The sequence below is a fragment of the Clostridium thermopalmarium DSM 5974 genome (assembly GCF_002995795.1).
GTDB classification, from domain to species: Bacteria; Bacillota; Clostridia; order Clostridiales; family Clostridiaceae; genus Clostridium_H; species Clostridium_H thermopalmarium.
The window spans coordinates 15,533-37,691 of sequence record NZ_PVXN01000005.1 but is presented as its reverse complement, the minus strand read 5'-3'; the positions used below and the strand labels follow the sequence as shown (position 1 = coordinate 37,691).

Genomic DNA, 22,159 nt, shown 5'->3' with positions numbered 1-22,159 from the left:
TAATAGTACTTATCTAATTAAACTAAAATATATCTAATTAAACTAAAATATATCTAATTAAACTAAAATATATTATAAATTACATTTTTCCCTAAAATATGATGAATTTCTCTAAAATATGATGAAAAATATAAAAAAGTATAATATAATAATAGTTGTGCTTTAAGTGTTTAAAGCTAGTGGATATAATTATTATTGAGGTGTACTTATGAGATTAGAGTTTATAGATAGGGTTAAAGAAAATGATATTTTAGGGAAAAGTATTTTAACTAATGAAGGAAATGTACTATTAAGGTCAGGAGTAAAGCTTACTAATCAATATATTAAGAACTTGAGAAAATTGGGAGTTCTTTATGTGTATATAGAGGATGATAGACTTGATGATATAGATATAGAAGATGAAAGATTATGCAGTCTAAAGCAGCAGACAATGAAAAATATGAATAAAATTATAAAAAATTTAAATAATGCTAATAAAAAAGAAGCTAAAAATTCATTAAGAATTGTTGAAAATTTAGTAGAGTATATAATAGAATCTGGAGATATAAATAAAAGTTTATATGACATTAAGACTTATGATAATTACACATATGTTCACTGTATAGACACAGGGATTATGGCAACTTTTTTGGGAGAAAGTATGGGGTTTGACTTAGATGAGCTTATAGAGCTTGGGAAAGGTGCTATACTTCATGACATAGGTAAAATAAAAATACCGAGCAAAATTATAAACAAAAAAGGAAAACTTACAGAAAAAGAGTTTTTAGAAATTAAAAATCATCCTATATATGGAAAAGAAATTTTGGTTAAAAATATGTATATTTCAGATGTGGTAATAGATGCAGTAGAGCAGCATCATGAAAAGGTAGATGGCAGTGGGTATCCTTATGGTCTACATGGGAACCAAATTTCAAAGTTTGGAAAGGCAGTTTGCATATGTGATGTATACGATGCAGTGAGCAATGATAGGATTTATAGAAAAAAGTTTAAACCTAATGAAGCTTATGAGCTTATATTAGGAGGAAGCGGAAGCATGTTTGATGAAAAAATTGTTATGAAATTTAAGGAGACCTTTGCCATATACCCATTAGGAAGTTGTGTCAGACTTTCAAATGAAGTAGAAGGATATGTTGTAAGGCAGAACAAGGGTTTTCCAGATAGACCAGTAATAAGGGTCTTATATGATTCAGAAACAAGAGAGCCTATACAATTCTATGAAATAGACTTATTAGAACGTTTAGATATAGTAATTGAATCCATAGTATAAAATAACAACATCTATTTATAGGTGTTGTTATTTTATAAGTGCAAGGAATATTATATTTTAAATATTTTAGGAAAAGGGAATGAGTATGAGAAAAGATGAATTAACCAGGTTTATTATAGATATGTTTAATAGATATTATAACTATAATATTCAAGAGTTTAAAGCAAGGGATAGTGGTAAGGAATTCTGGGGGATGAGTACCGTAATAGGGGATACAAAAAGCTATGTAGTATTTTTAGATGAAAATAACTTAAACAATTTAGATATGGAATTTATTCATGATGAGGATGCTCATAATATAGTGATTACAAGAGTATTAATGGTGGATAGCACTAAAAGTGACAGCAGGTGGTATCTTGCGGCTGAAGGGTTTGAAGGTAATCTGATAGTAGTGGATGAGAAAAAGAAGAAAGTAGTATACTCTTCTTTATATAGCGAGAACTTATCAGCTCAGATAGAACATATTTTAGAGTATAAGCGAACATTGGATTCTGGGAATAGAAAAAGAAAAAGTTCTAAAATTACTATAGTTTTGATTGCCATCAATGTAATCATGTATGGCATAATCGCCTTTTTATCCGGCAACATTTTGGATAGTGATATTAGGGTTCTTCTTTATCTAGGAGCTAACGAGAGTAGTTTGGTTTCTGCGGGAGAATATTACAGGCTTTTTGTATCTATGTTTCTTCACGGTGGTCTTTTACACTTGGTACTCAATATGTATGCCTTGAATGCTTTAGGGCCGGCTGTAGAGAAAGCTTATGGTAAAATTAAGTATATAATAATATATACTTTAGGCGGATTAGTAGCATCCATATCAAGTTATCTTTTTTCAAATGGAGTATCAATAGGAGCGTCAGGAGCTATTTTTGCTCTTTTGGGAGCAGTATTAGTTTTTGCTTTGAAATCAAAGAGAAGAGATAAAAGGATGATACTTAAAGAGATTTTATCCGTAGTGGGTATAAATATTTTTATTGGTATTTCTCTTCCTAATATAGATAATTTTGCTCATATAGGAGGATTAATAGGTGGAAGCCTTATTTCATTTCTGCTTTTTAAGAGAAAATAAAGCGTTGTTAACGTGTGCAAAATATGCTAATATATTATTAAAAACATTACTAATTATATTGATAAATGGTATAATAAAAATGAATGACTTGATATTTGTAAAGGAGAGTTCACATGAGCGTTACAATAAAAGATATTGCAAAGCTAGCTAATGTTTCTCACACAACTGTTTCAAGAGCGCTTAATGATAGTCCTTTTATAAATGATGAGACTAAAAATAAGATAAAGGCTATTGCAAAGCAATTGAACTATGTCCCAAACTATAATGCTAAAAGTTTAGTTTTAGACAAGTCTTATACAATAGGGCTATTTTTCTCTACTATCTATAAAGGAACTTCTCCAGGATTCTTCTATGAAACTGTAAAAGGAGTAAGCAGTGAAATAGAAGATAAGTATAATTTGGTTGTAAAAGGAATAAGTGATTATAAAGAGTTTTCAAGTATAAATAGAAAAAGATTTGATGGAATTATAGTTATGAGCCAAAGTGATAAGGATAATATGTTTATATATAATGCTATAGAGAAAGAAATTCCGATTGTAGTGCTTAATAGAGAGGTTGAAGCAGACTCTGTTGTTAATATACTTTCGGGAGATAGAAAAGGAGCTTATAACGCTGTAGATTACTTAATAAAAAATGGACATAAAGATATTGCTATAATAGAGGGAGCAAAAGTATTTAAGTCTACTTATGAAAGAAAAGAAGGATTTTTAAATGCTTTGATAGACAATGATATCCCTGTAAAAAGTGAATATATGGTTCAAGGGGAATATGATATGGAAAGCGGATATTTAGCTATGAAAAAGCTTTTAAGTCTTCCTAAAATTCCTACTGCAGTATTTTGTTCTAATGATGATATGGCAGTTGGAGCTTTTAAAGCAGCTTTTGAGGCAAAACTTTCCATACCAGATGATATATCAATTATGGGATTTGACAACAATGTGTTTTCACCATATCTTACTCCAGCATTGACTACAGTACAAAGGTCTATTGAAAAAGTAAGTAAACAAGGAGCTAAGAAACTTTTAGAAATAATAAACAGTGGTGAGAAAAAGGGAGAAAGGATCTATATTGATACAGAATTGATAATAAGAGAATCGGTTAAGAAATTAAATGATTAAATTGTAGAGTAGAGAAAAAGTTTAGAGAGTTTGAGAGTTTAGAAGAAATACAGATAAATTATCTGTATTTTTTCTTTTAAAAATGTTGTTAACGTGTGCAAATTATGATATTATAAATTCAATAGAGTTATACTAAAATTATATAAAAAAGTAAAACATTTTTGCACACGTTAATAAAAATTATGGAGGCTAAATTATGAAACTAAATAAAGAAACATTTAAAGATTATAAGAATTATCCAGAAAAGGTACTTCAATTTGGAGAGGGAAACTTTTTAAGAGCTTTTGTTGATTGGCAAATTGATAAGATGAATAAAGAAGCTGATTTCAATGGAAGCGTAGTTGTAGTTCAGCCTATACCAAATGGACTTATAGATAAGTTAAATGAACAAGATGGATTGTATACGTTATATTTAAAAGGAATAAAGGATGGAGAAGCAGTTTCAGAACATTCTGTAATAGATTGTATAAATAGAGCAGTAAATCCTTATAAAAACTTTGAAGAATACTTTAAAATTGTAGAAAATCCAGAGCTAAGATTCATTATATCTAACACTACAGAGGCTGGAATTGCTTTTGATGAAAACGATAAATTAGAAGATAAACCTCAAAACAGCTATCCTGGAAAACTTACAGCACTTCTATATCACAGATTTAAAACTTTTAATGGAGATAGCAGTAAAGGTTTTATAATAATACCTTGTGAACTTATAGACAGAAATGGTGAAAAGCTTAAGAAAATAATTTTAAAATACGCTGAACTTTGGAACTTAGAAAGTGAATTTGTTGATTGGATAAATAATAGCAACACTTTCTGCTGCAGTTTAGTAGATAGAATAGTACCAGGTTATCCAAAGGATAGAATTGATGAAATAACAGAAGAACTTGGATATGAAGACCAATTAGTAGTTGAAGGGGAACAATTCCACCTATGGGTGATAGAAGGACCAGATTCTATTAAAGAAGAATTCCCTACTGACAAAGCGGGATTAAATACTTTATTTGTAAAGGATATGACTCCATACAGAACTAGAAAGGTAAGAATTTTAAATGGAGCTCATACAACTATGGTTACAGTAGCTTACCTTTATGGATTAGATACGGTTAGAGAAGCTGTTGAACATGAGGTTGTAGGAAAGTATGTAAATGGAGCTATATTTGAGGAAATAATACCTACATTGGATCTTCCACAGGAAGAATTAGAGTACTTTGCAAATGCAGTATTAGATAGATTTAGAAATCCATTTATAAAACATTATTTAATGAGTATAGCATTAAACAGTATGTCAAAATTTGAAACTAGAGTGCTTCCTTCACTATTAGAGTATGTAAACAGAAAAGGAAAACTTCCAAAGAAATTAGTATTCTCTCTAGCTGCCTTAATAGCATTCTATAAAGGCGATAGAAACGGAGAAAAGATAGCTTTAGCAGATAATAAAGATATTTTAGAATTATATAGAAAAGAATGGGCATCTTATGATGGAAGTGAAGAAAGCTTAAGAAATATAGTTACTTCAGTATTAGGATATGAAGCTAACTGGAAAATGGATTTAAATAAAGTTGAAGGCTTAACTGATGCTGTAACAAAATATCTATATGATATTGAAAACTTAGGAATTAAAGAAGCTATAAAGGAAGTTTAGAAGTTAGGAAATATAAAAGGAAGAGATAATGAGGTTGGAAATTAGCCTAGGGCGAAAGGGGATGAATACCTTATGAAAAAGGTTATAAAAATAAATAAAATTGATAATGTAGTAGTAGCTCTAGAAGACTTAAAAAAAGGTGAGGTTATAGAAGTAGACGGTGAAAAGGTTGAACTATTAGAGGATATAAATAGGGGACATAAAATAGCAATAAAGAATATAGCCTCAGGAGATAATGTAATTAAGTATGGATTTCCTATTGGACACTCTACTAGAGATATAAAGGCAGGAGAATTTGTTCATACTCATAATGTAAAAACAAATTTAGAGGGCATTGGAGAGTATGTATTTAATCAAAGATTAAGTGAAGCTCACTATGAAAGGTCTAACCTAACTTTTAAGGGATATAAAAGAGAAGACGGAAAAGTAGGTATAAGAAATGAGCTTTGGATTGTACCAACTGTTGGTTGTGTAAATGGCATGGCAGAGAAGATTATAGAAAGATTTAAAAAAGAAGTAAATCCAGAGGGAGTAGACAACATAGAAGTATTCAAGCACAACTATGGATGCTCTCAGCTAGGGGAAGATCACATAAATACAAGAACTATTTTAGGAAATGTAGTTAAGCACCCGAATGCTGGAGGAGTTTTAGTGTTTGGACTTGGCTGTGAAAACAATACTATGAAAGAATTTAAAGAATCCTTGGGAGAATTTAACCAAAAAAGAGTTAGATTTTTAGTAGCTCAAGAGGTTCAAGATGAAATAGAAGAAGGAGTAAAACTTTTAAAAGAGCTTTATTCAAATATGAAAGAAGATAAGAGAGAATATGTACCATTATCTGAGCTTAAAGTAGGTCTTAAATGTGGAGGTTCTGACGGTTTATCTGGAATAACTGCTAATCCTCTACTTGGAGAGTTTTCAGACTTCTTAATAGCTCAAGGTGGAACAACTGTTTTAACAGAAGTTCCAGAAATGTTTGGTGCAGAAACTATTCTTATGAACAGGGCAGAGAATGAAGAGATTTTTAACAAAATAGTACATTTAATAAATGACTTTAAGGAATATTTTATGAAGTTTGATCAGCCAGTATATGAAAATCCATCACCAGGAAATAAAGCTGGCGGAATAACAACTCTTGAGGATAAATCTCTTGGATGCACTCAAAAGGCTGGTTCGGCTAGAGTTGTAGATGTTCTTAAGTATGGAGAAACTTTAAAGGTTAAAGGATTAAATCTTTTAAGCGCTCCAGGAAATGATTTGGTTGCAGCTTCCGCTTTAGCTTCAGCTGGATGTCAAATGGTTTTATTTACAACAGGAAGAGGAACACCGTTTGGAAGCTTTGTTCCTACAATGAAGATATCAACTAATTCTCAAATATATAAATTAAAACCACATTGGATTGATTTTAATGCTGGAAGGCTTATTGAAGATGTATCTATGGAAGACTTATTGAAAGAATTTATAGATTATGTAATAAAAGTTGCTAGCGGAGAACTAGTTAATAATGAAAAGAATAACTTCAGAGAACTTGCTATATTTAAAACAGGTGTAACTCTATAGAACTCATATAAATACACCAAAATATAAAAGGCTCTGTGAATTTTTGCAGAGCTTTTTATGCATATTAATGTAGTGAAAATAAAATAGAATGATATATGTTTACGTTAACAATTATACTATTGCACTTTATGTTGAAATTTATTATAATAAAGTTGAGGTTTATGTTAACGTGAACAATAAGTTAAATTATCAAAGGTAGGGTGAAAATGCTATGAAAAAGTTTATAGATGAAAATTTTTTATTATCAAATGATACAGCAGTAAAACTATATCATGATTATGCAAAGGATATGCCAATTATTGACTACCACTGCCACCTAAATCCACAAGAAATATTTGAAAATAAGAAGTTTAAGAATATAACTGAAGTTTGGCTATATGGTGATCACTATAAGTGGAGAGCTATGAGAAGTAATGGTATTGATGAAAAATATATTACTGGTGATGCTAGCGATTATGAAAAATTTATGGCATGGGCAAAAACAGTGCCAATGGCTATAGGAAATCCTCTTTATCACTGGACACATTTAGAATTACAAAGATTCTTCGGCATATATGAAACTTTAAATGAAAAGACTGCTCCTGCTATTTGGGAAAAGGCAAATAAAATGCTTAATGAAGAAGGATTTGGAGCAAGAGATTTAATAAAAAAATCAAATGTTAAAGCTCTATGCACAACAGATGATCCGGTAGATTCATTAGAATATCACATAAAGCTTAAAGAAGATAAAGACTTTGATGTTACCGTTTTACCAACTTTAAGACCTGATAAAGGGCTTAATATTGAAAGAGAAACTTTCATTCCATGGGTAGAAAAACTTGGAGAAGTATGTGGAAAGAAAATTACTAACTATGATGAATTATTAGAAGCTTTAGAATCAAGAGTAAAATTCTTCCATGAAGTTGGATGCAGAATATCAGACCATGGTTTAGATAGCATAGCATATGCTGAAGCTTCAAAAGAAGAAGTTAATGACATATTTGTAAAGGCTTTAAAAGGAGAGGTTGTAAACAAAGAAGAAGAAGCTAAATATAAAACATATACTTTACAATTCTTAGGAAAATTATATTCAGAACTAGGATGGGCAATGCAGCTTCATATTGCAGCTATGAGAAACAACAATACAAAAATGTTTAGAAAATTAGGGCCAGACACTGGATTTGACTCAATTAATGATGAGCAAATAGCTTACGCTACTTCAAGACTTTTAGATTCATTAGAAGTAGAAGATAAACTTCCAAAGACTATTTTATATACATTAAATCCAAAAGATAACTATGTGCTTGGTACTATGCTTGGAAATTTCCAAGGATCCGAAGTTCCAGGAAAGATTCAATTTGGATCTGCTTGGTGGTTTAACGATAACAAAGATGGTATGATAGAACAGATGACAACATTAGCTAATCTTGGACTTCTAAGTCGTTTTGTTGGAATGTTAACTGACTCAAGAAGTTTCTTATCTTACACAAGACATGAGTATTTCAGAAGAATACTTTGCAATATATTAGGAGAATGGGTTGAAAACGGAGAATATCCGGACGATATGGAAACTTTAGGAAGTATAGTTCAAGGTATTTGTTACAACAATGCAAAAGATTATTTTAAAATGTTTTAAGCAGTAATAAAAGTATATAATAATAGAAAGCCCTGTGGATTTTTCACAGGGCTTTATTAATGCAGTATTTTTTCCATGTCTTCATAATAAAGTGTTTCTTTTTCAAGAAGTGCATTTGTTATATCTTCTAGTAGATTTTTATTACTTAATAAAATATTCTTTGTGTCTTCGTATAGCTTGTCTATAAGAGTTTTACATTCTCTAATTATTTCATCTTTAGTAGAAGATGATAAATCTCCTATTTCAGATAGGGTAAGAAGTCCTAGAGACTCTCCCATACCATAAGCTGTAACCATGTTAGTTACAAGATTGGTTGAATGTTTAAGATCACTGTAAGCTCCTGTAGTTATCTTTTCTTTTCCAAAGATAATTTCCTCAGCAGCTCTGCCGCCTAAAAGCACTTTTATTCTGTTTAAAAGATAGCTTTTATTTTGATACATTTTATCTTCAGGAATACTTAAAGTATATCCACCAGCACCATTGGTAGTTGGTATTATTGTAACTTTTGATAGCTTTTCTTCTGGAAGAACCTTTGCTGATACAAGGGCATGTCCTGCTTCATGATAAGCTGTGATCTTTTTATCTAATTCCCTTATATGGTCTCTTTCTTGTCTTTCATATCCTGCTAGAACTATAGAAAATGCTTTATCTAAATGAATATTTTTAATATATTTGCTGTTATCTTTACATGCTAAAATAGCAGCTTCGTTAACAAGGTGCTCAAGCTTTGCACCTGAGAACATGGAAGTTTTTTGAGCCCATTCTTTAACGCTAATATCATCGTTTACAGGCTTATTTTTTAAATGCAACTTTAATATTTTTTCTCTTGCAGCTACATCAGGAAGAGAAACTTCAATGTGCCTATCAAATCTACCCGGTCTTAATAAGGCAGGATCTAACATATCTAATCTATTTGTTGCTGCCATTACAATTATGCCTTCTTTTTCATTAAATCCAGACATTTCTGTGAGCAAGGCGTTTAAAGTCTGGTCTCTTTCATCAGAGCCTCCATTACTAGAACCGTCCCTCTTTTTACCTATGGCGTCAATCTCATCTATGAAGATAACGGCTTTTCCGTGAGACCTTGCCTTTTTAAATAGCTGTCTTATTCTACTGGCACCTACACCAACATATATCTGAACGAAATCTGAACCAGACATAGCATAGAATGGAACGCCGGCTTCTCCAGCTACAGCCTTAGCAAGCAGGGTTTTACCTGTTCCAGGTTCCCCATAGAGAATTATTCCCTTTGGCATTCTAGCACCATAGGCACTGTATTTTTCAGGATTTTTTAGGAAGTCTATTATATCCTTTACGCTTTCTTTAGCTTCTTCATTTCCTGCAACGTTTTCAAAAGTAAAGCCTGAGTTTTCTATTGCAGCAGTATCCAATGTATCCACTGAGCGCATTCTTCTAGAAGTTACTTTAGAAGATTTTATAGCCATAAATATTATAGCAACTGCAGAAGCTCCTAAAAGGGCATAAGGTATAACTTCAAATGGAGAAACATAACCGTGTTCAGAAACTTTTACACCACTTTTTAACATAGTTTCCTTAAAATCTAAACTTCTTGGATTATCAGTTTCATAAATCTTACCATCAGTAAGTCTTATCTTTATTTGAGGCGAGGTTGTGTAATATACTGTAGATACTCTTTTATGTTTTACATCCTCCAAAAACTCGGTATAAGATTTAGAACCTTGAGGTTTATAGGCAACGGTATTTATGATAATAAAAAGAATAGAAAGTAACATTGTAATCATAGGAATGAACATGTATTTATTTTTCATTTTGTTCATTCAATCTCACCTCTTCTAGAATATATGGTATATTTTGGGTTGAAATCATTTCTCAATTATGCTTTCGCTAGTCACTATTATAGAGAAATTGTAGAGACCTGTCCAACGAAAATCATAAAATTTACTAATGCAATTTATGGGATGAAAGTAAGACAAAAGCTAGAGTTTTACTAAGCTTATAGTAGGCTTAATTCTAATACATGTAATTGTGTAAAAATGATATTTTGTGTATACTTTAGTGTAGATGTAAAAATATCCAATATGGGAGGGAGAAGCCCTAAGACTAGAAGTTAGGGGATTGTTGCTATGCATATCAAGAATATTAAGGTTATATTAACTGAAAAAGATCTTTTAAGCATTATAGAAGAAAATTTAAAAGTACCAGAGCTGAAGGTTGAAAAAATTCATATAGGAGAGCTTATTGAGGTTCAAGGCTACTGCTTTAAAGGAATTAAGTTGAATTTTAAAGCATTTTTAGGAATTGGAAATGTTAAAGATAATGTGCTTAAGTTAAAAATATTTAGGATAAAATTAGGAATATTTCCCATATGGATGGGAGTTGTAAACTTTGCCCTAGGCAAGGCCTTAAAAAGCTTGAATAATATGGGCATAACATTTGAAAAAAAGACCATATTTATTGATTTTACATCTCTATGCACTCAAATGCCTTTTATAAAGTTTAAATTAAAAAATATAAGCTCTGTAAGAGGAAATCTAGAAGTAGAAGTTGAGGATCTTATATATGAGCAAAGTAGACAAGCTTTATCTCTATCGCAGTTAAAGCAAACTTTGCAATCAGAGTGTGAAAAGGAAGATAAAGAAGGACAAACTAAAACCCAAGATGCTTATTCTAAAATTAGGTCTCAAATGCAGGAAAAAATCCGGGGACAATTCTCAAAAGTTCATGAAGTTCAGGGACAGTTCTCAAAAATTAACATAGATCATAAAGAAAGCCAGGGACAGTTCTCAAAAAGTTTTATAAAACAGAGCAATAATATATATGAATATATAATGCTTGTGCCAGATATTATAGCACTTTTATATAGGCTTATGAAGGATAAAAGGATTAAACTAAGGACTAAAACCTTAATATGCGCAGCTATTGCATATCTAGCGCTTCCTACAGATATCATATTTGATTCCATTCCTGTGCTTGGAAAGCTTGATGATTTTGGCATAGGGTTTTTGATTTTGGATAAAATTATAAAAGATGTCCCACATCATATCATAATGCAGTACTGGGAAGGAAAAGAAGATATTATACTAAAGGCTAAAGAAATAAAAGACTTTTTGTTTGATATTATAGGTAAAAAAAATACTCTTAATCTTTTAGGAAGTGTACTAGCCAGAATTAAGAGAATAAAAAGAAAAAATACTAAAAATAAAGAATAGTAGGTAAGCAATTTAGTTAAAAGTTATAAAGTCAGCAACTATATACTATATATGGGAGGAGAAAGTTTTGCCAAAGAAAGTTTATGCTATAAAAGAAGGCTTTGATTTTGAAAAGAATGAAAAAATAGAAAATAAGATAGTGGATACTTGGTCAGAATGCTTAAAGTATGTGAAAGGTGTTAAAGGTGCTAAGTACAAGAGTTTTGAAGATATTAACAGTGCAGAGCAATATTTAAGAGAAGGAAGTAAACTTTTAAAAAAGTCCGAAGATACTTATCCTAAAGATTGTCTGCATATATATGTTGACGGAAGCTATAATATGAGCACAGAAAAATATTCTTACGGATTAGTTGCGGTTAGAAAGGATGTAGTTGAATATATTGAAAGCGGTTCATCAAAGGATACTTCTAAGAAGAATATAAGACAAATAGCTGGAGAGTTAGAGGCAGCAATTAAAGGTGTGGAATATGCTTTAAATATAGGAGAAAAGAAGGTTGTTATATTTCATGATTATGAAGGAATCAGCCATCATGCTACTGGTTTTTGGGAAAGGAAAGAGGAATCCTCAGTACAGTATTATAACAAAATGAATGAGTTAATGAACCTAGGAATTGAGGTCATTTTTGTTAAGGTAGATAGCCATACTGGAGTTTTATTTAATGAACTTGTAGATGAAAAGTGCAAGGAAAAGGCAGAAATTCAATCTGACAGAGTTATAGAAAAGTGGCTAAGAAAAAATACTTTAAAGGTATCTAGCAAATATATAAAAGATGAAATTTTAAAAATAGCCCCTAATAGTGGGAATAATATAATTGTTGTTAATGAAATTGATAATAGTTTCAAGGAAAATTCAGAAGATATATTTAAACATATAAAGGAGTTATATATAAAAGATTCAAATAAGGCAAAAAATTTGATAAGAAATCTAAAGGAGGAAGAAAAGGAAAAATTTATTTTATATTTATTGGAGAATGTTTAAATTAAAATATTGATATGAGAAAATTATTTCGAAAATTCCTTATGTTCTCTAGTTTAATATTTTATTATTTGCACAACCTATAAGTGATAGACTATGATCATTACTATTTTGCTTACAGATTTTAACAAAATATAAAAGGGGTGTGTAAATATGAATGGTTTTATAAAAGGATTAACTACGGGAACTATAATTGGAGCAACAGTTGGAATGATGATGTCTCCAGAAATGGACAGAAAAACAAGAAAAAAGATTATGAGAGGTAGAAGAGCTGCCATGCATAAGGCTGAAAATATAGTGGATATGATGATGAACTGGATAAGTTAAACTTTAATTATATTATAGTTAAAAAGAGTTCAAGTTTTTAAAAAAATTGAACTCTTTTTTTTATATTACCTAATATTATTACATTTTTTTTGCAGGAATAGAACAAGTGTGATATAATATTTAACGAATTATTAAATAATATTAAACTTAATAACTATAAGATTAATAACTATAAGATTAAATTTGATAACTATAAGTTGGTAAAGGAAGAGGTATTTATGGAAATATTGTCTTTGGGAGAAAAAATAAAAAGAAGAAGAAAAGAACTTGGAATGACCCTAAAGGATTTAGCAGGGGATAGAATTACCCCAGGACAAATAAGCCTAGTAGAATCCAGTAAATCTAATCCTAGCATGGATTTATTGGAGTATTTAGCAAATTGTCTTAATATCTCTATTGAATATTTAATGGAGTCCGAGGAAACTCAAGCGGAAAAGATTTGTATATATTTTGAAAACATGGCTGAATCTCATATATTGAATGATGAGTTAGATCAAGCTGATGAGTATATAGAGAATGCATTATTTTATGCTGAAAAGTATGAACTGGAATATAGGAAGGCTAGAAATTTGTATTTAAGAGGGAAGATATATACTTTAAAAAAGGAATTAGGGCTAGCTCAACAATATTTTTTATCTGCAAATGTAATATTTATCAAAGATAACTATTTTGAGGATATAATCAATACTTTTATTAAACTTGGAATGATAACTTTAGAAATGCAGGCGTATCATTCAGCTTGCAGCTATTTTCATCAATCAGAGAAAGTTTATAACGATAGTAATTTGGAAAATGACTTCTTAATAGGACAAATTTACTACTATATAGCATTTACATATTACAAATTAGAAGATTTGGATAAAGCAATCAATTATTCATATTTATCCAACAGTAAGTTCAAAAAAGTGAATGATAAAAAAGAGTATGCAAAATCCCTTATGCTTCTTTCAAAAGAGTTTAGTAAAAAAGGTGATATAAATAATGCAATAAAATACTCGAATAAAGTTTTGAAGTTATTTAAGGAGATTGACGATTGTAAATACATAGCTCATATTGAAAATAGTTTAGGAAAGCTTTTTTCAGAGTTTGATAATATTGAAGAATCTTTTGTTCACTTATATAAAGCTAAAAATCTAAGAAAAGATTTTAAAGATGAGGAGTATATAGATATCCTTGTAAACATTTGTAAAAACTATATTAAACTAAAAGATGTCGAAAAAGCTAAGGAAGCATTGGAGGAAATATTAGATGAAAAAGATAATGGAAACGATTTAACTATCTATAAATACTATTTGCTGCAATATAGAATAAATATGCTAGAGGGAAATATTTATGAAGCAGAGAACACCTTACTGATGGCATTAGAATATACGGAGATTGCTCAGTTAAAGGATGAATATGCAGAGGTGTCGATTTTAATTGGTAAATTTTATGTGGATAATGGTATGGATGAAAAGGCAGCTAAATATCTAAATGCAGGTGTTGAGGCGTTTAAAAAATTAGGTGTACTGAAATAGTGCCATAATTGGATGGGTGATTATATGGAAGTTCTTTCAGTTGGAGAAAAAATAAAGAGGGCCAGAATTTATAAAGGGCTTACACTAAAGGATATTTGCGGTGATAAGATTTCTGTATCAAAATTAAGCTGTATTGAAAATGATAAGGTAGTTCCAGAGGAATGGATTTTAGATTATATAGCTTCTAAGCTAGAATTAAATCCTAATTATTTAAAGCTTGGGATTGAAGATCAGATTAATGAAAACTTAAAAGAATTAGTGGTGAACCCTAATTGTGATGATTATGAAGAAAAGCTAAAATACAATTTAGGTTTAGCTCAAAAACATGGATATTATGATTTAGCATTTTATATTATGCATTTAATATTTGAATATCTGTTAGATAATAATGAATTGAGTAAGACACAAGAATTATTAGGAACATACTATGATTTATGCAATAATTCTGATAGTAACAATAGGATGATTTATTACATAGATATAGCAAAGTTTTTCTTTAACAATGGAGAGATTGTTCAAGCATCTAATTATTTTGAAAATGTAAGAAAAACATTGGATGCAGAAAAAAGCAAGGATTATAGTATGTATGTTGAAAGCATATACGGTGAAGTAAGATGTAAAATAATTCTTAAGGAATATAGTGAAGCATATAATGTGGCGGTAAAGTTAAAAAAAATGTTTTCTTACATGGAAGATGATTTGAAAAAGGCTAAGATATATCATATGATGGCTATTTTATCTTTAAGAATGGGTAATGAAGAGTTTAAAGAGTATGAGCTTAAGTCATATAAAATATACGATTCTAGAAACGACTATAAGTGCGAGGATATGTTAGATTATGCTTCCATTATGTTTGAAATGAATGAAAAAGATAAGGCTATTGAATATATAAATAAATCATTGAATATGTATCCAACGAATGATAAAGAAAAACAGGTAAGATTTATGCTTCTATGTATAGAAGAGCTTATTAATAACGGAGCTTTAAGTGAAGCAGAAAGTTTAATAGAAAAGGTTATAGATTATTCTATTAATTTAAATAATATAAAATTTATTGAGAAATCTTATTATTTAAAATCTAAAATTCTTCAGAATAATAGTAATTATATATCGGCTGAAATGTATATGAATTTATCCTTAGATGCTCTTACTAAGTTTGGAAATAATAAAGAAATTTATGATAGGTATATGGAGATGGGAAAAATGTATTTTGATATGAATTATCCTAAAGACGCGTTAAAATATTTTGCTTTAGCCATTAATCTTCAAGAAAAGCTATAAAAATCTAATTGAGCCAAAGCTTGATTAGATTTTTTTTAAAATACGGGGACGGTTCTCAAATTTTTAGCATAAAAATTTGAGAACCGTCCCTTGTATAATAGAGTTATAATATGTATGTAGATAATATCTATTGATAAAAATACAAATAATACTATTTAGTTAAATGTAAAATATAAAAAATATACAGAAAGGATGAGAGCTATGGATTATGAAAAGATGACCACCAAAGTGCAGCAGGCTCTGAGTGAATCTCAAAAGATAGCCATAAAATATGATCATCAGCAAATAGATATAATACATTTGTTTATGGCTCTAATTTCTCAAGAAGATGGAATAGTACCTAATATATTTAGCAGAATTGGAGTAGATGTTGAACTTTTAAAACAAGCTACACATAAAGAATTAGATAGAATGCCTAAGGTTTTGGGAGAAGGTGCAAGTACATCAGCAATATATTTAGTTAGAAGAGTTGAAGAAGTATTTTTAAAGGCTGAAGATTATGCTAGTAAATTTAAAGATTCATATGTAAGTGTTGAACATATTGTCCTTGCCATTATGGATATTGATCATAAAGGAACAGTAGGTAGACTATTGTCAGATTTTAATATAGATAAGGATAAATTTTTAGCTGTATTATCACAGGTAAGAGGAAATCAGAGGGTTGAGACTCAAGACCCTGAGGGAACCTATGATGCTCTAAAAAAGTATGGAAGAAACTTGGTTGAAGAGGCTAAAAAACATAAGTTAGATCCTGTTATTGGGAGAGACGAAGAGATTAGAAGGGTAATTAGAATTTTATCTAGAAGAACTAAAAATAATCCAGTTTTGATTGGAGAACCTGGAGTAGGTAAGACTGCTATAGTTGAAGGACTAGCTGAAAGAATAGTTAGAGGCGATGTTCCAGAAGGACTTAAAGATAAAATAATATTTTCTTTAGATATGGGATCCTTGATTGCTGGTGCTAAATATAGAGGAGAATTTGAGGAAAGATTAAAGGCAGTTTTAAAGGAAGTAGAAAGTAGTGAAGGAAAAATAATACTGTTCATAGATGAAATTCATACAATTGTAGGTGCTGGAAAGACAGAAGGAGCTATGGATGCTGGAAACCTAATAAAACCAATGCTTGCTAGAGGAGAACTTCACTGCATAGGAGCTACAACTTTTGATGAATATAGAAAATATATAGAGAAGGATAAAGCTTTAGAAAGAAGATTTCAACCGGTTACCGTGGAAGAGCCTACGGTTGAAGATAGTATTTCAATTCTTAGGGGATTAAAGGAAAGATTCGAAATACATCACGGAATTAGAATACATGATTCTGCTATAGTTGCTGCAGCTAAGTTGTCTCATAGGTATATTACAGACAGATTTTTGCCAGATAAAGCTATAGACTTAATAGATGAAGCTGGAGCTATGGTAAGAACAGAAATTGATAGTCTTCCAACAGAATTGGATGAGGTAAGACGAAGAGTTTTTCAGTTAGAAATAGAGAAGGAAGCTTTGTCTAAAGAAAAAGATAAGGCATCTCAAGAAAGACTTAAATTTCTTGAAAAAGAGCTCAGTGATTTGAAAGAAAAAGATAAAGAGATGACTGCTAAATATGAAAAGGAGAAAGAAAATATTTCTTCTATAAGAGATTTAAAAAGCAAATTAGATGAGGCAAGGGGAGAGCTTGAAAAGGCTGAAAGAGAATATGACTTAAATAAAGTTGCAGAATTAAAGTATGGTGTGATTCCTGATTTAGAAAGAAATATTAAGGAAAAGGAAGAAATTTTAAAAGAAAGTGGAGAAAACGCACTTTTAAAAGAAGAGATTACTGAAAATGAAATATGTGAAATAATATCTAAGTGGACTAGAATACCAGTGTCAAGACTTTTAGAGGGAGAAAGAGAAAAGCTTTTAAGATTAGAAGATGAGCTTCATAAAAGGGTAATAGGACAGGAAGAAGCTGTTACTTCTACTGCTAATGCAGTATTAAGGGCGAGAGCAGGATTAAAAGATATAAATAGACCAATAGGTTCCTTTATATTTTTAGGACCAACAGGAGTTGGAAAAACTGAACTTGCAAAGACATTAGCAAGAACTTTATTTGACAGCGAAGAAAACATAATAAGAATAGATATGTCGGAGTATATGGAAAAACATGCTGTTTCTAGGCTTATAGGAGCGCCTCCAGGATATGTTGGATATGAGGAAGGCGGACAGTTAACTGAGGCTGTGCGAAGAAATCCATATAGTGTAGTTTTATTTGATGAAATTGAAAAAGCCCATGATGATGTATTTAATATTTTTCTTCAAATACTTGATGATGGCAGACTAACAGACAATAAAGGAAAAACAATAGATTTTAAAAATTGCATAATTATTATGACCTCTAATATAGGAAGTGAGTATTTATTAGAAAATAAAAACTCTCAAGGTATTGATGAAGAGATAAGAGAAAAAGTAATGAGTGCAATGAAAAGGAGATTTAAACCAGAATTTTTAAATAGATTAGATGATATTATAATGTTTAAACCTCTTATGGAAGAAGAAATAGAGAAGATAATAGATATATTTATGGAAGATATAAAAGATAGGTTAAAAGAAAAGAACATTTCTCTTGAAATTTCTAAGGAAGCAAAGAAAATCATAGCTAAGGAAGGATATGATCCAATATATGGAGCACGTCCACTAAAGAGATATATTTCGAAAATTTTAGAAACAAATATAGCTAAAATGATAATTAAAGGTGAGGTTTATAGTGGATCAACTATAAAGATAAAATCAGAAAATAATGAAATAAAGTTTGAGGTATAAAGAAAGATTGGGGACGGTTCTCAAATTTTTATACTAAAAATTTGAGAACCGTCCCCAGTTTGCTTAACTTTAACTGATGAGTTTATTGAGCTATCTCACGCTTTATTATAAATTCTTTTGCTTTTAATTCATAGGTATCGTCTAGGGGAGGAAGCACAAATTTACCATATTTATGTTCTAAAGCTAGGGAAAGCAACCTATCAGCAAGTTCAGGATTTTTTGAAAGCAATGATCCATGAAAGTAGGTACAAAATGTATTCTTGTATATACAACCTTCATAACCATCTTCACCATTGTTGCCGTATCCAGCTAAAACTTTACCAAGAGGCTTTAGAGAGCCTATATATGTTTTTCCAGAATGATTTTCAAATCCAACGTAAGTTTCATTAAAATCTTTGTTATAAATTACTGTATTTCCAATAAATCTTTTTTCTCCAGGAGTTGTATATATATCCAGAGCATTAAGACCCTCGATTTTTTCACCATAAGGGGTTACGTAGTATTTACCAAGTAATTGATATCCACCACATATAGATAAAAACACCTTGTTATTTTCTATGTAGTCAATTATATCTTTACCCTTGGTTTTCTTTAAATCTGAAGATACTATAGATTGCTCATAATCCTGGCCACCACCAAAAAATACTATATCATATTTTTTAGGATCAAACCTATCATTTATAGAAATATTAAATACATTGGTTTTAATGCCTCGATTTTCAGCTCTATATTTTAAGATCAATATATTTCCTATATCACCATATACGTTAAGCAAATCAGGGTACATATGGCATATGTTAAGCTCCATAAGATCACCTCCGCGTCAATCAAGCTCAAATTATAATAAAGTTCACCAAAGCTTTTTTATATATCCTTTACTGTTTAAAAATTTTCTAAAACTAGTCATAGCTGTATATGTAGCTAAAAGATATATAATTGGTTCTTTACATTTTTTTATATTGTCTAACAGAGTATCATAATCATCACATATACGAAATAAATCCTCACTAAAACCGGCTACTTTTAGTCGAATGCCCATATCGTATAATCGTATTCCGGATACCATAACGTTACTAACTGTATCACTGTCTAAGTTTTCAAAACCTACATCCCAGATCCAGGATACATCTCTTCCGTCTGCAAAGTTATCATTTAAAAGAAGGGCAAGGCCTTTATTTCCTTTGTCTAAATTTATTGAATTCAAAGCTTCATCAAATCCAGCAGGATTTTTTACAAGTATTATTTTTACATTTTTATTGTGTATTTTTATAACTTCTTGACGTCCAAAGCTGCTGTTTAGTGTTTTTAAACTTTCATAAATAATGGAATCATCTATTCCGAGAAGCTTTGATGATGAAAAAGCACATAAGGCATTGTAAATGTTATAAGTGCCACATTGATTTATATAGTACTGTTTATTATTAATTTCAACTATAGATTTATCTGGAGATAAATCTATGATTTTGTCAACGCTGTAAGTCAACTTAGGTCTTTTATATCCACAATTAGGACAATAAAAGTCACCAAGATGATTATAAGTTATAAAATTGTATTCATAAGGATGTTTGCATATTTTGCAAAACTTAGCATCTGCATTTATAGAAAGTTTATTATATTCATTGACAGGTGTATTAAAGCCGTAATATAAAATTTTATTAGGTAAATTTAAAGCACCAAGTAAGGATTCATCTCCATTTAGTACTAAGATAGAATCGGGACATTTTCTAATTCCATTTAAAATTTTGTCTAAAGTATTATAAACTTCACCATACCTATCTAATTGATCTCTAAAAAGATTAGTAATTATTATTATTTCTGGTTGAATATAATCTGTAACATATTTAACATTAGCTTCATCAACCTCTATAACTGCGTATCTATGCTTATTTTTATTGGTAAATCTATAATTTTTTAAAAAACATGATATTATGCCTGTGTACATATTTGCGCCGGTTTCGTTAGTTATAGCGTCTTGACCACTATTTTTTATAATAGAGTAAATCATATTTGTAGTAGTAGTTTTTCCGTTTGTTCCAGTAACTAAAATAACCTTAAAATTCTTAGATATCTTTCCCAAGATATCTTTATCAAATTTTAAAGCTACTTTTCCAGGAAAATTTGTTCCACCTTTATATAATATTTGAGAAAGATTCATAACAGCTTTTGAAAAAACAATCCCTAAAAATGTTGCAATATTAATTTGGCAGCACCTCCATCCTATTAAACAATTATGTACCAGTATATAAAAATTATACTAATGACCATTAATAAAATTTTATCACGTATAAAAGAAAATGGAAATATTTTACTGAAAATTGAATTTCTTTTTAAAATCATATTTTTCATGGTATTTTAATGTTAAAAAACAAAAAAGCCATAGGTTCTCAAGAAAACACAGGAGAAATTTGGCTTTTTTTAAAAATATATGACATTAAGTTTTTTGAATAAATTAAAAAGCAGATGAATAAGAAAACTAAATTGGGTTCTTTATTTTAAGTTAAGACTATGAAAGTTTTCACTAACCTCAAAACCTAAATTAGGAGAAAGTTTATTTAAATTTTTTAGAATAGAAGTTTTACTATCACCTTTTGCAGGGGTAGGACAATAGTCATTTATATAATCGACAGATGAAATTTTAGCTGGAATCACTTTTAGATCATAAGATTCTAGTAAGTTATTTCTAAATTTAAACTTTATTTGAGGTATTATAGTGTTTTTATCCTTTGGATTTTTATTTCCTCCGAAAGCAAAATTGCCTAAGCTATAGAATATTAATTTATTTTTATACTGTTCTATTCCTTGAATAACATGAGGATGATGACCAATTATTAAATCAGCTCCATTATCGATGGCGTGGTGAGCAATACGTCTTTGAACAGAATTGTGTTCATAATGGCTTTCCTCTCCCCAATGGAAATTAATTACTACTACACAATTTTGAGCTTTCAATGTTTTTATATCATTTTTAACTTTTTCAAGTAATTCCTTGCTATCATAGAAGCCCTTATAACCTAAAAATCCAAATTTAATTCCTTTAATTTCTTTAATCCAAACATTACCTTCCCCAAAGTAATTAATACCTTCTGATTCCAATGCAGCTATTGTATCTTTAAACCCCTCATCAAGATAGTCTCTAATGTGATTATTAGAGAGATTAACCCCTTCTATACTTCCAGCAGTTAAAATCTTTGCATATTCAGGAGGAGCTTTAAATGTAAACTGTTTTTCAGCTTTAGAATTCGAGTTAGTAAAAGTACCTTCTAAATTAGCTATGGTTATATCATCATCCTTAAAAATATGAGATACATTTTTAAATATATAAGAATAATCATAATTATTTTTCTTCAAAACATAAGGAAGAGAACCTTCAAAAGAAAATTTGTCATCACGACCAAGTGTGCAATCTCCAACAGCAGTTAAAATAACCTCAACTGAATCATCCTTATGGGGTTGGCCAAGTTGATCAATCTGGTGATCAATCTGGGACGGTTCTTTAGAATTTGAAATTTTATCTTCAGTATTGCTAACTTTGGATTGAATATTATCTGAAGAGTTATTATTTCTAGTATCCTTAGAGACTATTTTTGTGACTGTGTTTTTATTTGAATTATCGGCAGAAGAAAATAGGGTTAATTTGAGAACCGTCCCTAACATACCCAAAGCTATAATATAAAGAATGAGAGGTATTTTTCTGTATTGTTCTTGGGATGATTTTTTATATTTTTTTTTCATAAATAAAACCTCCTAACTAAGCGATATTTTATATTGTTTTAAAAATAATGTCTATTTTTTAAATC

General features: G+C 30.0%; 16 protein-coding genes. 12 read left to right on the top strand and 4 right to left on the bottom strand.

Annotation, left to right across the window (positions count from 1 at the left end):
• The first annotated feature begins 208 nt into the window (after positions 1-208).
• The 6 genes from CPAL_RS00770 to uxaC all read left to right on the top strand — a co-directional run bounded on the left by CPAL_RS00770 (position 209) and on the right by uxaC (position 8,271).
• The gene (locus tag CPAL_RS00770; RefSeq protein ID WP_106023875.1) at positions 209-1,267 is read left to right on the top strand and encodes an HD-GYP domain-containing protein; all 1,059 of its coding nucleotides are present in this window, start codon (positions 209-211) and stop codon (positions 1,265-1,267) included.
• Between the two features lie 85 nt (positions 1,268-1,352).
• Positions 1,353-2,336, top strand: coding sequence for a rhomboid family intramembrane serine protease (locus CPAL_RS00765; RefSeq protein WP_242976270.1), 984 nt, complete (start codon positions 1,353-1,355; stop codon positions 2,334-2,336).
• Positions 2,337-2,449: 113 nt separating this feature from the next.
• Positions 2,450-3,454, top strand: a complete 1,005-nt coding sequence (locus CPAL_RS00760) for a LacI family DNA-binding transcriptional regulator (protein WP_061857284.1) — start codon at positions 2,450-2,452, stop codon at positions 3,452-3,454.
• Between the two features lie 196 nt (positions 3,455-3,650).
• On the top strand, positions 3,651-5,096 hold the full coding sequence (locus CPAL_RS00755) for a tagaturonate reductase (protein ID WP_061857283.1): 1,446 nt from the start codon (positions 3,651-3,653) through the stop codon (positions 5,094-5,096).
• A gap of 72 nt (positions 5,097-5,168) precedes the next feature.
• Positions 5,169-6,656: a UxaA family hydrolase gene (locus CPAL_RS00750; protein WP_106023874.1), complete on the top strand. Its 1,488-nt coding sequence runs from the start codon at positions 5,169-5,171 to the stop codon at positions 6,654-6,656.
• Positions 6,657-6,867: 211 nt separating this feature from the next.
• Positions 6,868-8,271 carry a glucuronate isomerase gene (gene uxaC / locus CPAL_RS00745; RefSeq protein WP_106023873.1) on the top strand — a complete coding sequence of 468 codons (1,404 nt, stop codon included), beginning with the start codon at positions 6,868-6,870 and terminating at the stop codon, positions 8,269-8,271.
• 56 nt (positions 8,272-8,327) lie between these two features.
• Here the strand turns inward: uxaC and CPAL_RS00740 are convergent, their stop codons facing one another.
• Positions 8,328-10,070: an ATP-dependent metallopeptidase FtsH/Yme1/Tma family protein gene (locus CPAL_RS00740; RefSeq protein WP_061857280.1), complete on the bottom strand. Its 1,743-nt coding sequence runs from the start codon at positions 10,068-10,070 to the stop codon at positions 8,328-8,330.
• A gap of 306 nt (positions 10,071-10,376) precedes the next feature.
• Here CPAL_RS00740 and CPAL_RS00735 point away from each other — a divergent pair, with 306 nt between their 5' ends.
• The 6 genes from CPAL_RS00735 to clpB all read left to right on the top strand — a co-directional run bounded on the left by CPAL_RS00735 (position 10,377) and on the right by clpB (position 18,362).
• On the top strand, positions 10,377-11,462 hold the full coding sequence (locus tag CPAL_RS00735; RefSeq protein ID WP_106023872.1) for a YkvA family protein: 1,086 nt from the start codon (positions 10,377-10,379) through the stop codon (positions 11,460-11,462).
• A 67-nt stretch (positions 11,463-11,529) separates the two neighbouring features.
• Positions 11,530-12,441, top strand: a complete 912-nt coding sequence (locus CPAL_RS00730; RefSeq protein WP_106023871.1) for a ribonuclease H1 domain-containing protein — start codon at positions 11,530-11,532, stop codon at positions 12,439-12,441.
• 150 nt (positions 12,442-12,591) lie between these two features.
• Complete coding sequence (locus tag CPAL_RS13740; RefSeq protein WP_116485969.1) at positions 12,592-12,765, top strand: YtxH domain-containing protein; 174 nt, start codon at positions 12,592-12,594, stop codon at positions 12,763-12,765.
• Between the two features lie 218 nt (positions 12,766-12,983).
• Positions 12,984-14,282, top strand: a complete 1,299-nt coding sequence (locus CPAL_RS00725; RefSeq protein WP_061857277.1) for a helix-turn-helix domain-containing protein — start codon at positions 12,984-12,986, stop codon at positions 14,280-14,282.
• Between the two features lie 24 nt (positions 14,283-14,306).
• Positions 14,307-15,563 carry a helix-turn-helix domain-containing protein gene (locus CPAL_RS00720; protein WP_061857276.1) on the top strand — a complete coding sequence of 419 codons (1,257 nt, stop codon included), beginning with the start codon at positions 14,307-14,309 and terminating at the stop codon, positions 15,561-15,563.
• A 201-nt stretch (positions 15,564-15,764) separates the two neighbouring features.
• Entirely contained in the window at positions 15,765-18,362 is a 2,598-nt protein-coding gene (gene clpB, locus CPAL_RS00715; RefSeq protein WP_061857275.1) for an ATP-dependent chaperone ClpB, read from the top strand.
• Positions 18,363-18,444: 82 nt separating this feature from the next.
• On the opposite strand, the gene CPAL_RS00710 is transcribed toward clpB, so the two are convergent.
• The 3 genes from CPAL_RS00710 to CPAL_RS00700 all read right to left on the bottom strand — a co-directional run bounded on the left by CPAL_RS00710 (position 18,445) and on the right by CPAL_RS00700 (position 22,094).
• On the bottom strand, positions 18,445-19,170 hold the full coding sequence (locus CPAL_RS00710) for a type 1 glutamine amidotransferase (RefSeq protein ID WP_106023870.1): 726 nt from the start codon (positions 19,168-19,170) through the stop codon (positions 18,445-18,447).
• Between the two features lie 42 nt (positions 19,171-19,212).
• Positions 19,213-20,517 (bottom strand): Mur ligase family protein, encoded by a 1,305-nt coding sequence (locus CPAL_RS00705; RefSeq protein ID WP_106023869.1) that lies wholly within the window; start codon positions 20,515-20,517, stop codon positions 19,213-19,215.
• 332 nt (positions 20,518-20,849) lie between these two features.
• Entirely contained in the window at positions 20,850-22,094 is a 1,245-nt protein-coding gene (locus tag CPAL_RS00700) for a CapA family protein (RefSeq protein ID WP_061857272.1), read from the bottom strand.
• Between the last annotated feature and the right edge of the window lie 65 nt (positions 22,095-22,159).